General features: G+C 62.7%; 13 protein-coding genes, 1 tRNA gene and 1 riboswitch. Of the genes, 9 read left to right on the top strand and 5 right to left on the bottom strand.

Annotated features, from left to right (window positions below):
- Positions 1-65 precede the first annotated feature (65 nt).
- Positions 66-680 (top strand): hypothetical protein, encoded by a 615-nt coding sequence (locus M1D89_RS19520; protein WP_498646110.1) that lies wholly within the window; start codon positions 66-68, stop codon positions 678-680.
- A gap of 500 nt (positions 681-1,180) precedes the next feature.
- Positions 1,181-1,804: a tyrosine-type recombinase/integrase gene (locus tag M1D89_RS19515; protein WP_498646109.1), complete on the top strand. Its 624-nt coding sequence runs from the start codon at positions 1,181-1,183 to the stop codon at positions 1,802-1,804.
- Between the two features lie 61 nt (positions 1,805-1,865).
- Here the strand turns inward: M1D89_RS19515 and M1D89_RS19510 are convergent.
- Positions 1,866-1,955: transfer RNA gene (locus M1D89_RS19510), tRNA-Ser, on the bottom strand.
- Positions 1,956-2,093: 138 nt separating this feature from the next.
- Between M1D89_RS19510 and M1D89_RS19505 the strand changes: the two genes are divergently transcribed.
- The 3 genes from M1D89_RS19505 to M1D89_RS19495 are packed head-to-tail and all read left to right on the top strand — an operon-like array spanning position 2,094 to position 4,496.
- Positions 2,094-3,095: a zinc-dependent alcohol dehydrogenase gene (locus M1D89_RS19505; protein WP_498646108.1), complete on the top strand. Its 1,002-nt coding sequence runs from the start codon at positions 2,094-2,096 to the stop codon at positions 3,093-3,095.
- Positions 3,096-3,098: 3 nt separating this feature from the next.
- Positions 3,099-3,497 carry a 6-pyruvoyl trahydropterin synthase family protein gene (locus M1D89_RS19500; protein WP_498646106.1) on the top strand — a complete coding sequence of 133 codons (399 nt, stop codon included), beginning with the start codon at positions 3,099-3,101 and terminating at the stop codon, positions 3,495-3,497.
- Entirely contained in the window at positions 3,498-4,496 is a 999-nt protein-coding gene (locus tag M1D89_RS19495; protein ID WP_498646104.1) for a glycosyltransferase family 4 protein, read from the top strand.
- 97 nt (positions 4,497-4,593) lie between these two features.
- Here M1D89_RS19495 and M1D89_RS19490 read toward each other — a convergent pair whose 3' ends face one another.
- Entirely contained in the window at positions 4,594-5,106 is a 513-nt protein-coding gene (locus M1D89_RS19490) for a nucleoside deaminase (RefSeq protein WP_498646100.1), read from the bottom strand.
- Between the two features lie 22 nt (positions 5,107-5,128).
- Between M1D89_RS19490 and upp the strand changes: the two genes are divergently transcribed.
- Genes upp through M1D89_RS19470 form a run of 4 tightly spaced genes read left to right on the top strand, consistent with a single transcriptional unit; the run spans position 5,129 to position 8,377 of the window.
- Positions 5,129-5,764: a uracil phosphoribosyltransferase gene (gene upp, locus M1D89_RS19485; protein ID WP_011773542.1), complete on the top strand. Its 636-nt coding sequence runs from the start codon at positions 5,129-5,131 to the stop codon at positions 5,762-5,764.
- Between the two features lie 46 nt (positions 5,765-5,810).
- The gene (locus tag M1D89_RS19480; protein ID WP_026005392.1) at positions 5,811-6,188 is read left to right on the top strand and encodes a VOC family protein; all 378 of its coding nucleotides are present in this window, start codon (positions 5,811-5,813) and stop codon (positions 6,186-6,188) included.
- 45 nt (positions 6,189-6,233) lie between these two features.
- Positions 6,234-6,932 (top strand): HAD-IA family hydrolase, encoded by a 699-nt coding sequence (locus M1D89_RS19475; RefSeq protein ID WP_498646097.1) that lies wholly within the window; start codon positions 6,234-6,236, stop codon positions 6,930-6,932.
- A gap of 53 nt (positions 6,933-6,985) precedes the next feature.
- Positions 6,986-8,377 carry a pyridoxal phosphate-dependent decarboxylase family protein gene (locus tag M1D89_RS19470; RefSeq protein WP_498646096.1) on the top strand — a complete coding sequence of 464 codons (1,392 nt, stop codon included), beginning with the start codon at positions 6,986-6,988 and terminating at the stop codon, positions 8,375-8,377.
- 15 nt (positions 8,378-8,392) lie between these two features.
- Here the strand turns inward: M1D89_RS19470 and M1D89_RS19465 are convergent, their stop codons facing one another.
- The 3 genes from M1D89_RS19465 to M1D89_RS19455 form a co-directional block, all read right to left on the bottom strand.
- A complete protein-coding gene (locus M1D89_RS19465) occupies positions 8,393-9,229 on the bottom strand; it encodes a glycosyltransferase (protein ID WP_498646094.1) in 837 nt (278 codons plus the stop codon).
- Positions 9,230-9,400: 171 nt separating this feature from the next.
- On the bottom strand, positions 9,401-10,264 hold the full coding sequence (locus M1D89_RS19460; protein WP_498646092.1) for an aggregation-promoting factor C-terminal-like domain-containing protein: 864 nt from the start codon (positions 10,262-10,264) through the stop codon (positions 9,401-9,403).
- Positions 10,265-10,267: 3 nt separating this feature from the next.
- Positions 10,268-10,428, bottom strand: a riboswitch (cyclic di-AMP (ydaO/yuaA leader).
- A gap of 133 nt (positions 10,429-10,561) precedes the next feature.
- Positions 10,562-12,058: a sensor histidine kinase gene (locus M1D89_RS19455; RefSeq protein ID WP_498651001.1), complete on the bottom strand. Its 1,497-nt coding sequence runs from the start codon at positions 12,056-12,058 to the stop codon at positions 10,562-10,564.
- Positions 12,059-12,063: the final 5 nt, after the last annotated feature.

Genomic DNA, 12,063 nt, shown 5'->3' with positions numbered 1-12,063 from the left:
TTATGTCAGGAGTGCTCCTAGTGAGTCTCCCTTGTCGTTAGTGAACCACTCTGCGATAATGAGACATGCCTCAAACGACAGTGGAATCTTCATATACCCCAGACCATGGGGCTATACCGCACCTGCTGGGGCCGGTGACCATTGACCTGCCGGGGACCTTGACTGTTGCCCATGCGCCGGCTGCAAATCTGGATGTGTCCTTCCGTGTCGCGTTGGTAGATGGCGGTCTTAGACCTACAGCCGTAACCGTTTCCTCACGGATTGGGTACGAGGTAACTTCAACCGACCTGCGCGCAGTGAACGTCAAACATCTTTGGCGTTCCGCAATTTTGAAGCACCTCGGATACCTCCGCGACTTTTACTCATGGGAAGGCGGGGGAGCGAACAGCATCATGGCTGAGAGTCCGGTTCAACTTCCAGATGAAGAACTTCAAAATCTCCGGTTGCGGGGACCTGTTCGGGAGACTTTGGAGTACGTCGCAGACATCTACACCCTTGGTCTTATCCTGGGACTCGCGCCGGCCCTTTATGTACAACAGACCTTTGCGGGAGAAAACCTTGATCCGTTGCCCAGGACTACGGCAACGAAGTGGATCAAGAAAGCGCGAGATTCGGGGATGATCCAGGTGGGCGATATTGGCCCGTACGACCCGCAGGAAGACGCGCATGGCGACAATTGAGCCCTACGAAACCAGTTCGGCCGGCGCTACCGTGTTCGGTACAGAAAGCACGATCGCTCCCAGACTGACAAGCGGGGATTCCGCACGAAGCGGGATGCTGAGCTGTTCCTAGCGAGCGTGGAAGTTTCCAAAGCCCGCGGAGAGTTCATTGATGCCACCGCCGCGAAGGTGGTTATAGGGGGGGGGGTTGGGGCACGAGTGGCTCGCCAGACAGGCCCACCTCAAGCCATCGTCATTGCGTCCAGTCGAATCCGCTTGGCGGAATCACGTGCTGCCGGGTCTGGGGAAGTGTTGCCGTCGCTGATGTTAGGCGGACTGCCGTGCAGCAATGGGTTTCAGATATGACGCAAGGGGATCCCGATGCGACTCCGCCGCGTAAGGCAAAGGGCGCCACTCTCGTTATCCGGGCTTATGGGGTTCTTGCGGCCATTTTGGATGATGCTGTTGCGGACCGCAGGACAATTAGCAACCCTGCACGTGGCGTGTCTTTGCCTCGAAAGGTGAAGAAACCACACGTCTACTTAACTCACGAACAAGTTCATGCCCTGGCGGAAGCGAGCAAGTACCCCGCCCTCGTCCTTGCATTGGCGTACTGCGGCCTCAGATGGGGTGAAGCGACCGGGCTTAGGGTCAAGCATTTGGACATGCTTAGGAGGCGTTTCTTGATCGAGGAAAACGCCGTTCAGGTCGGTTCCGTTATCGAGGTTGGAACGCCGAAGAACCACAAGCGTCGCACGGTGCCGTTCCCGAGATTCTTGGCAGAGCGCCTAGCGGTGCAATGCGAGGGTAAGGGCCGTGAGGATCTGGTGTTCCCCGGTGAGAATGGTCATCACCTCCGGCTGGCGAGAGTCCATGAAGACAATATGAGTTGGTTTGCAAGTGCTGTGAAGCGTTCCGGGATCCCACGCATAACGCCCCACGATCTTCGGCACTCAGCAGCCAGCTTCGCCGTTTCTGCCGGCGCCAACGTCAAGGCGGTCCAAAAGATGCTTGGCCACAGTTCCGCGGCTATGACCCTGGATGTCTATGCAGACTTGTTCGACGGGGATCTGGACTCAGTTTCAGACGCTCTAGATCACGCGGTTTCACAGTCGAGTGTGGGCAAAATGTGGGCAGACGCTTAGCTAGAAGACAAGAAAAGGCCCTGCCTCCCTCATAAACAAAGGGAAGCAGGGCCTTTCTCATTGGCGGTGACGGTGGGATTTGAACCCACGTTGGCTTTTACACCAAACAACATTTCGAGTGTTGCACCTTCGGCCGCTCGGACACGTCACCAACTGAAATAGGGTACCGGAGTTGAGCCCTGTTCCCCAAAACGAGCCCCCAACGCGCTGCAAGGAGAACCAGCGAACGCGCCGGCCAAACAGGGCCAACTTCCGTCAGCAGCCCCCCACCGATAGATTCGTAAGCACCATGACTATCTCGCGCGAACAAGAACACGAAGCCCAGGCCTATTGGGTCACTGAGACGGGCAATGGCGAGCTGCGCCCGGAGGCCCTGCCAGCAAGGCAAGAAGGAGAAGCGCTGGTCAGGACCCTGTACTCGGGGGTCAGCCGCGGCACTGAGCGTGTTGTCCACGAGGGCCGCGTTCCGGAGCGAGTGGCTGACCTGATGCAGGCGCCGCACCAGGAAGGCGACTTCCCGGGCCCGGTCAAATACGGCTACCTGAACGTCGGCATAGTGGAGCAAGGCCCGGAGGAATGGATCGGCAAGACCGTCTTCAGCCTGCACCCGCACCAGGACTTCTACGTGATCCCCGCTGGCCAACTCACTGCAATCCCGGAGGACGTACCAGCACGGCGGGCTGTCCTCACGGGCATCGTTGAGGTGGCGATCAATGCCCTTTGGGAAGCCGGACCGAGGCTGGGCGACCGTGTCGCCGTCGTCGGTGGTGGTTTGGTGGGTGGCGTCCTGGCGACGCTCCTGCGGAACTATCCGCTGGGCCGCCTGCAACTGGTGGACGCCGACCCCGAGAAGCGAAAGCTGGCCGAAACCATCAACGTGGACTTCGCCCTCCCCGAGGAAGCGAGGGATGACAACGACATCGTCTTCCACTGCTCCGCCTCCAACGAGGGCCTCAAGTTGAGCCTCCAACTGACTGGCGACGACTCCGATGTCATTGAACTTTCCTGGTTCGCGGACAAGGAAGTCACCCTCCCGCTCGGGGAGGACTTCCACGCCCGCAGGCTCAACATCCGCTCGAGCCAGGTGGGTGCTGTCGCCCTGCCCAGAAGGCACCGGCGAACCAACGCCCAGCGATTGGAACAGGCGGCACTCGAACTAAGGGATCCGCTGTTCGACACTTTCCTGACCAGCGAATGCCTGTTCCGGAACCTGCCCAGCACACTCACAGAATTGTTCGAACGGCCCGGCGGTTTCTGCCATGTGGTCGCCTACCCCAACCCGGAGGATTAATACATGTTCAGCCTGACCGTCCGACGCCACTTCATGGTCGCCCACAGCCTTCCCCGGGAAGCGTTCGGCCCAGCCCAGGGGCTCCACGGTGCCACGTTCGTTGCAGAAGTCACCTTCCGCCGGCCCAACCTCAATGACGACGCAATCGTCCTGGACATCGGTGCGGCCGGGGGCATCCTTGAGGAAGTGCTCGCCGACCTGAACTACAAGAACCTCGACGAACACTCCGCCTTCAAGGGCAAGCTCTCCACAACGGAGGCTCTCGCGAAGCACATCGCCGACGCCATGGCTGCCCAAATTCAGGACACGGCGGACGGTCCGGCACTCACTGGCATCGACGTCGTCCTCCGCGAGAACCCTGATGCCTGGGCGGGCTACTCGCTGGAGCTCCCGGTCAAGTAAGTGCACATCCGCTTCCTGGTCCCTGGGAACGTCCGGCACGGCTCCGGCGGCAACAAGTACAACGCCAAACTCGCCGAGCATTTGAGTGCCCTTGGCGTGGACCTTGAGATAGTAACGGTCGACGGCGACTGGCCCGTTGGGAGCCCGACGGACCGGCAGCGGTTCGCTGACATGCTCGACGGCGGCACAACAGTGATTGCCGACGGCTTGGTAGCGAGCGGGGCACCGGAAGAGATCGCCGGCGCGGTGAATGCCGGGACCAAGGTCTGGGTCCTCTCCCACATGGCGTTGGCGGACCACGACCTTGAGGCTAAGGCGCTGGCTGCAGCAACCGGGGTCGTCTGCCCGAGTGCTCACGCAGCGGCGGAGTTGGAGGCAAAGCACGGGATACAAAACATCGTGATCGCCACGCCCGGTGCTGAGAAGGCAAACCCCGCAGAAGGATCCGAACCACGGCACATCGTGGTGGTCGCGGCGTTGCTGCCCAACAAATGCCAGACGTTCCTGGTGCAGGCGCTCAGTGAAATACAAGTTCTCCCTTGGACCGCAGCCCTCATCGGCTCCCGCGACGCTGACCCGGGTTACGCGGCCACGGTGAGGGCCGTCGTCGAGCATTACGGTCTCGAAAACCGGATTTGCATCACTGGCGAGCTGACCGGCGATGCCCTCGAAGAGCAATGGCACCGGGCAGACCTGAGTGTTCTGATTTCACGTGCCGAAAGCTTCGGGATGTCCGTAACGGAGTCGTTGGCTCACGGCATCCCCGTGCTCGTTCGGCAGGGAACGGGAGCAGTGGAAGCACTGGGTACCTCCCGGGCTGGCACGGCCTTGGATCTCAGCGACCCTCGAAACCTCGCCGGCACCCTCCGAAGATGGCTCACCGATCACGCCCAGCAACAAACCTGGCGGAACGCAGCCATGACAGCCCGGGAGCACCTCCAAGGCTGGGACACCACCGCGGCCACTGTCATGGAGGCCCTGGAACGCCCACCGAGGTGACAGTTAAGGCCAATCCCGAGCACCCGGATCGGCATTAAGTGCCAACTCGCGGGGGATTGGGGGATCGGGGGATTGGGGGAGCAGGGAAGCGGGGGAGTCAGGGCACGCGGTGCGAAACGAAGAAGTCCCTGAGCAAGGCAGCGCACTCGTCCTCGCGGACGCCCGCGTAGACCTCAACCCAGTGATTAAGGCGGCGCTCGCGGAGGATATCGAACACAGAACCCGCCGCTCCTGCCTTCTCGTCCCACGCGCCAAACACGACGCGGGGAATACGGGCCAAGACAATTGCCCCGGCACACATGGCACAGGGTTCAAGGGTGACCACCAAAGTGCAGTCCTCCAAGCGCCAGCCGTCGCCATCGGCGCCCGCATCGTGAGCGCGCTGACGAAGCAAAGCAGCAGCCTGACGAATGGCCACCACCTCCGCGTGGGCGGTCGGGTCCCCATGCGCTTCCCGTTCATTGCGTCCGGAACCCAGCACTCCGCCGTCGGGCCCCAACACGACGGCGCCGATCGGTACGTCGTCAGTTTTCAACGCCAACCGGGCTTCGTCCAGGGCAAGGCCCATCCAGGCCATGTGTTCTGCGTGATACGGCTCGGTGGCGCTCATGTCTCAATGATAGTTTTGGGGGATGCGCACACTCGTCGTGGACCACCCGCTGGTCGCTCACAAGCTCACCGTTCTGCGGGATAAGAACACCCCTTCACCGGTCTTCCGGCAACTCACCGAAGAACTCGTCACCCTCCTGGCCTATGAAGCCACTCGCGAGGTCAAGACGCAGCCAGTCGAGATCGAGACCCCCGTGACAAAAACCGTGGGCACGGCTTTCACCAAGCCCACTCCGTTGGTAGTCCCGATTCTGCGCGCAGGCCTTGGCATGCTCGAGGGCATGACCAAGCTGGTCCCTACCGCTGAGGTGGGCTTCCTGGGCATGGCCCGCGACGAAGAAACCTTGGACATCATCACCTACGCCGAGCGCCTTCCCGAGGATCTCACCGGCCGCCAGATCTTCGTGCTGGACCCCATGCTCGCCACTGGCGGCACCCTGCGCGAGGCCATCAAGTTCCTCTTCAAGCGCGGTGCCTCCGATGTGACGTGCATCTGCCTGCTGGCCGCTCCGGAGGGATTGTCCAAGCTGGAAGAGGAGCTCTCGGACGCCAACGTCAAAATCGTCCTGGCCTCGATTGATGAGAAGCTCAACGAAAAGTCCTACATCGTGCCGGGCCTGGGCGATGCGGGTGACCGCCTTTACGGCGTAGCGGGTTAAGGGAGCCCCCTACCGGTTTCCGGCGCGCCCCGTTAGCCTGTGGCGCATGGACTGGAAACTTGAACTGGTGTTTGTCCCTGTGTCCGACGTCGACCGCGCGAAGGATTTCTACGTCAACAAGGTTGGTTTCAACGCCGATTTCGATGAGCGTCCCATGGACGGCATCCGCTTCGTGCAACTGACACCGCCTGGTTCGGCGTGTTCCATCGCTATCGGTGAGGGGCTCAGCGATGCCCCTCCGGGAACAGCGCCCAGCCTCCAAGTGGTGGTGGCGGACATTAATAAGGCGCATGAACAGCTCAAGGCCAACGGCGTGGACGTCAGCGATATTGACGTTCAGGATTGGGGCCACTTCGTCTACTTCGCTGACCCCGACGGCAACAAGTGGGCGGTGCAGTACCTACCTCAGCGGCCAAACGGCTAAGTCACACTTCAGCACCGCCGGATGAGTGTGCGGCAGGATGGACCCATGAGCCATCCTGCCGAACCCGTCTCTCCATCATCAGTGCTGACCGTCCGCGCCGTCCTTTTCGACATAGACGGCACGCTGGTTGACTCAACGGCGATCGTTGAGCAGGTGTGGCTTGAGTTCGCCGAGCGCTACGGCTTGGATTTCAACGAGATCCTGCGCACCTCGCACGGCGTCCAAGCCGGCGACACTGTTCGCCGGTACGCGCCCGCCGGCGCTGACTTTGAAGCACTGACCGCCGAGTTGGGCGAGATGGAACGCTCCCGGACCGACGGCGTCATTGCGCTTCCCGGGGCAGAAGCCCTGCTGGCAGGACTCCCGGATGACGCTATCGCGTTGGTCACCTCCGCGGACCGCATCCTGGCAGATATCCGCATGCAGGCGGCCGGGCTCACCATGCCATCAACAACAGTCACTGCGGAGTCCGTCACCCGCGGTAAGCCGCACCCTGAGGGGTACCTGAAGGCGGCGGCGCTCCTGGGAGCCGACCCGGCCGACGTCGTGGTTTTCGAGGATGCGCCTGCCGGTATCGCTGCCGCGCGCGCCGCCGGCATGCGGACCGTTGTGGTGGGCAAGGCCGCTGCCAGGCACAATGCGGAGCTGGAGCCGGGCATGTGGCGGATCCCGGATTACTCGTCGGTCACCGTCACTGCTGTGAAGGACGACGGCGGCGGTCACCTCCTGACGCTCACCCTCTAGCGCCGCTGGAGTAAAGGCTGTTCCAAGCGGTGAACCGGGCGTAGGCTGTGCGCATGTCTGCGATGCCGGAGGCGTACGGTGCTGCATTGGAGCGGGCCATGGTCCACGCCGGTGAGTGGCTTGCGTCGGTTCCCACCCGTTCTGTCCGCCCTTCATCCGATGCCGACCAAGTGGCCAAGACCATCCTGCCGCGTCTCCCGGACGGAGCAACCGATGCCGCGGAGGTAGTGGACGAGCTCGCCGCGCTGGCTGAGCCCGGCTTGATGGCGATCCAGTCCGGACGGTTTTTCGGGTGGGTCATGGGCGGAACCTTGCCCGCCGCCATGGCCGCCGATTGGCTCGTCTCTGCTTGGGATCAAAACACCGGGCTCCGGTTCGCCACCCCCGCTGCCGCTGCCATCGAGGAATCTGCCGCCGCCTGGCTTTTGGACCTCCTGCACCTGCCCGTGACGGCCGACGTCGGATTCACCACGGGTGCCACTACTGCCAACTTCGTGGGCTTGGCAGCGGGCCGCCAATACCTGATGGACGAGGCCGGATGGGACCTCGAAGCGCTCGGCCTCAGCGGTGCACCGCGCATCACAACCTTTGCGGGCAGGGAACGGCATGCCGCAGTGGATCTGGCTTTGCGATACCTCGGTTTGGGTGCCTGTGTTCCGGTGGACGCCGACGACGAAGGGCGGATATTTCCTGACGCCCTGGCTGATGCCATGGATCAGCAACCCGGCCCATCATTGGTCTGCCTGCAAGCGGGCAACCTCCACTCCGGGGCATTCGATCCCATGGAGGAAGCCATAGCCGTGGCGCACGATCGCGGTGCGTGGGTGCACGTGGATGGTGCCTTTGGTTTGTGGGCCGCGGTAAGCCCGAAGCTGCGAGGCCGGCTGGCGGGTGTCGAGGACGCAGATTCGTGGGCAACGGATGCCCATAAGACCCTGAACGTCCCCTACGACTGTGGCCTGGCAATCGTTGCCCGCCCGGAAGCCTTGAGGCGTGCCTTCAGCGTTCACACGAGTTACCTCATTGCCACGGACGCCGGACCGGGGGATCCTTTCGAGAAAGTTCCGGAGATGTCCCGCCGCGCCCGGGGCATTCCGGTATGGGCGGCACTCAGGCAACTGGGCCGGGACGGCGTGATTTCCATGGTGGAGCGCTTGGCAGCTAATGCCCGCGCTTTGGCTGAAGGCCTGTCCTCGATCCCTGGCGTGGAGGTGCTCAACGACGTCGTGTTCACGCAGGTCTCGGTGACTTTCGGAAGCGATGACCGTACACACCGGATCACCCAGCGGCTCATGGCAGAAGGCGCGGTCTGGATGTCAGGTTCGTCGTGGCGTGGTCGCGAGATTCTACGGATCTCGGTCAGCAACTGGACTACGGACGCCGGGGATGTCGCGGCCTCCATCGCAGCCGTGCGGGGTGCGGTGGAGGCCGAACCGGAGACGTAACGCTCTATGGCGGGGTCAGGGCCGGTGGTGTCCTCGGCCCAGTTCGGCCCGTAACTCACTGACGGGAATTGTCCCCCGGTGCAGCTCGCGGGTCAGGCGGGCCACTGCGCGAAGGTCAGCCAGGACGGTACGTACGACGTCGACGCCCGGGTCGGGATCGTCGGTCCAGTCGACGGGGACTTCATGAATCCGCAAAGCGGAGAGTTCGGCGATGACGAGCAGTTCGGTGTCGAAGAACCATGCCTCATTGCGGGTGTGGGGGAGCAGCTCTTGGGCGATATCGGCACGTATGGCTTTGAAGCCGTATTCGGCATCGGAGAAGCGCGCCCCCGTCATGACGCGCAGCAGAAAATTGTAGGCGCGCGCCATGACGTCATGGTGGCGGCTGGATGTCCCTTGTGAAGCCCTTGCCAGTCGCGTTCCGACGGCGAGGTCGGAGTGCCCGGAGATCAGCGGGGCCAGTAGGGGCGCCACCGCCGAAAGGTCGATCGACAGACCAGGGTCCATGTACGCCAGCAGGGGAGACGGAGAAGAAAGCCAGACCCGGCGGAGCGAGTTTCCGCGTCCCCGTTCCGGAAAATGCATCACCATCAGTTCGGGGAGTTCCCTGGCCAGACGTTCGGCGATCCGTAAAGTGTTGTCCGTGCTGGCGTTGTCGGCCACCGTGATCCGAAATGTGTGCGGGAAGGAATCGGCGAGGTGTCCGTGCAGGCTGCGCAGCTTGTGTTCCAGATGGGCTTCACCGTTGAACACGGGGATGGTGACGTCCAGGACGGGAACCAAACCTTGTATTTTCACGGGGGCGCGCTGCAGCTGATGGTGCACCACCGGCTTGGGATCTGTGAGCGTCATATATTCAGGATGAGCACACCGGATTTGAGTCCTTTAGGCGATAGCTGTGATCCCGCTGTGAACTACGCGCCGCACCTGTGATACGGCAAAAGCCGCACCCATTCCCGTCATCCGCTCCAGTGGGCACTGGTGCGAACGGCGGCAACGGGCGCGGCAATCAAGCAGTCTGGCTTAGTACCAGTTGTTGGCCAAGTGGAAGCCCAGAGCTGCGGACGGGGATCCGTAACGCTCCTTGATGTAATTCAGGCCCCACTTGATCTGGGTCTGGTAGTTGGTTTCCCAGTCAGGACCAACGGTAGCCATCTTGGAAGCAGGCAGGGACTGGACGATGCCGTAGGCGCCGCTGGAAGCGTTCATCGCCGTGGTCCTCCAGTTCGATTCCTTCTCCCACAGCGTGTTCAGGGCAGTCATTTCGCCCGGACCCCAACCGTAGTTGCCAAGGATGCTCAGTGCGTACGCCTTGGCAGCAGCGGGGTCGTCCACAGCCTTGGGGGCTGCAGCAGCTGCAGCGGCCTCCGCAGCGGCAGCGGCAGCAGCGGCGTCGGCGGCTTGCTTGGCAGCAGCGTCAGCGGCAGCCTTCTCAGCTGCGGCCTGGGCGGCGGCCTGGTCAGCGGCAGCCTTCTCGGTTGCGGCCTTCTCAGCTGCGGCCCGGTCAGCGGCAGCCTTCTCCGCAGCGGCCTTGTCAGCAGCTGCCTTGGCGGCAGCATCCGCAGCGGCCCTGTCGGCTGCGCCCTTTTCGGCTGCAGCATTCAGCGACGCGGAGATCTCAGCCGACTTGTTGGTGTTGACCTGCGCACTGGCCTGGGTTCCAGCTACGCGGCTCGCCTCGGGGAGGGTCAGTGCGGCGTTTGCGGCGGTTCCGAGCGATGCAACGCCCAGTGCGGCTGCCACGACACCGGCGACTACGGACATGCGGTGGCCGGACTTACCCTGGCGGGCTGCGTTCTTGAGGACGGACTGCGACTTGGTGAGCGGTGCGTTGTGTTCGTCGCGGTGACGCGCGGAAGGGCGCGTCTGATCGTTAAGTTCAGACATGTGATTACCTCTCAGCGCCTGCGGAGTTAGCTGTCGGGTTCGGATGAGGTCATCCGGCCGCGTATCATGCTGCGGCTTCACCCCAAGGGCCGGCCAAAAAGGCCTGGCCCGGAGACTCTGGGTCCCCCGTCTCTGCCTCGGAGAAAGAACGGACTCCGGGAAGTGGCAGAGCTCGGCGCATCCCGGATGTGGGCCTGCTAGGGACGACCCACCCTTTCGACGGTACAGGAGGTTTCGGCAGAAGTCACATTTAGGTAACAGAGATCACGACGCCGGTGAGTCGCCTTGCCCGATTCGTTATAGGCCTTCGGTGGTCACGGTAGGGAGTCGGAGGGCGAATTCAGTGCGCCCCGGCCGCGAGGTCACTTCCACGCTCCCGCCATGCGCTGAAACGATGGATTCCACAATGGACAAGCCCAGTCCGGAGGTGCCCTCGGTGCCTGACCTTGCGACATCAGCGCGGGCGAACCGGGAGAAGATCCGGCCCTGGAAATCTTCAGGAATTCCGGGGCCGTTATCCGTCACCGTGACCACGGCGCTGCCGTCGGCGGAGAGCATGACACCTGTAACCACAGTGGTGCCGGGATCGGTGTGTTTGCGGGCATTGGACAGCAAATTGGCCAGCACCTGGTGAAGTTGGGTGGCATCCCCTCGCACCGTGGTGGGCTCATCGGGGAGCTGGAGCTGCCAAATGTGGTCCGGTGCCATGACTTTCTCGTCACTGACCGTTTCGATCACCAGCTGTGTCAGGTCCACGTCCTCAACTTTGACGGGTTGACCCTCGTCCAGCCGCGCCAGCAGAAGAAGGTCCTCCACCAAGGTGGTCATCCGTTCGGACTGGCTTTGGACACGCGCCAGTGACTTCCGGCCATCCTCGGTAAAATTCTCCGTCATCCTCAGTAGCTCGGTGTAACCCCGGATGGCGGTCAGGGGAGTCCGCAGCTCGTGCGAGGCGTCTGCCACGAATTGGCGCACCTTGGTTTCGCTTTCCTGCCGCGCTTCCAGAGCGCTCGAAACGTTGTTCAGCATCTGGTTCAAGGCATAGCCGACGCTGCCCACTTCCGTTCCAGGGTGGGATGCCGAGGGCGGCACGCGCACCGCAAGTGCCACTTCACCGGCGTCGAGAGGCAGGCGCGAGACCTTTGTGGCCACTTCGGAGAGCTGTTCCAGCGGCCGCATGGTCCGGCGGATGATGACCGTTCCCACGAGGCCGATCACCACGAGTCCACCCAGCGAGACCAGCACCATGGTCCACACCAGCGAGGCTTCGGCGCTCTGTTTGTCGGCGAGCGGCAAGCCCGTCACAATCACGTCGCCGTAATTGGTGTTGACTGCCACCAGCCGGTAATCGCCGTTGGAGAGTGATCGGTCCACGGGTTGATTGTCCGTGGGGAGCGACACAAGGACCTGTTCGTCGTCCGCTGAGAGCGAGACGCGGTTACCCTGGGCGTCAATTAAACCCGAGCTACGCACGGTGGAGCCGTCGATCCTCGCATTAAGCGTGCCCGCAGCTTGCCCGCGCGCTTCCAGAGGATCCGGCCTGCCGGGGGATGACGGAAAGTTCGACGGCGGCCTGCCGAAGTCATTCGCGCGGCTGGACGCCTGCTCCAACTGCCTGTCGAGCTGCCTGTCGAAGACCATGTCCATGGACGCGTAACTGACAACTCCCACCGCAGCGCAAATGGCGACCAGCAGTGCCATGGCCACCAGGACCAGGCGTGTACGCAAGTGCCAGGTGGAAGGGTTGAGCCAACTGCGCTGAGACTGTCCGGCCGGTCCGGACTTCCTGGCCACTCCTG

Source organism: Arthrobacter sp. D3-18, assembly GCF_054408525.1.
This window is presented reverse-complemented; position numbering and strand designations above follow the sequence as displayed.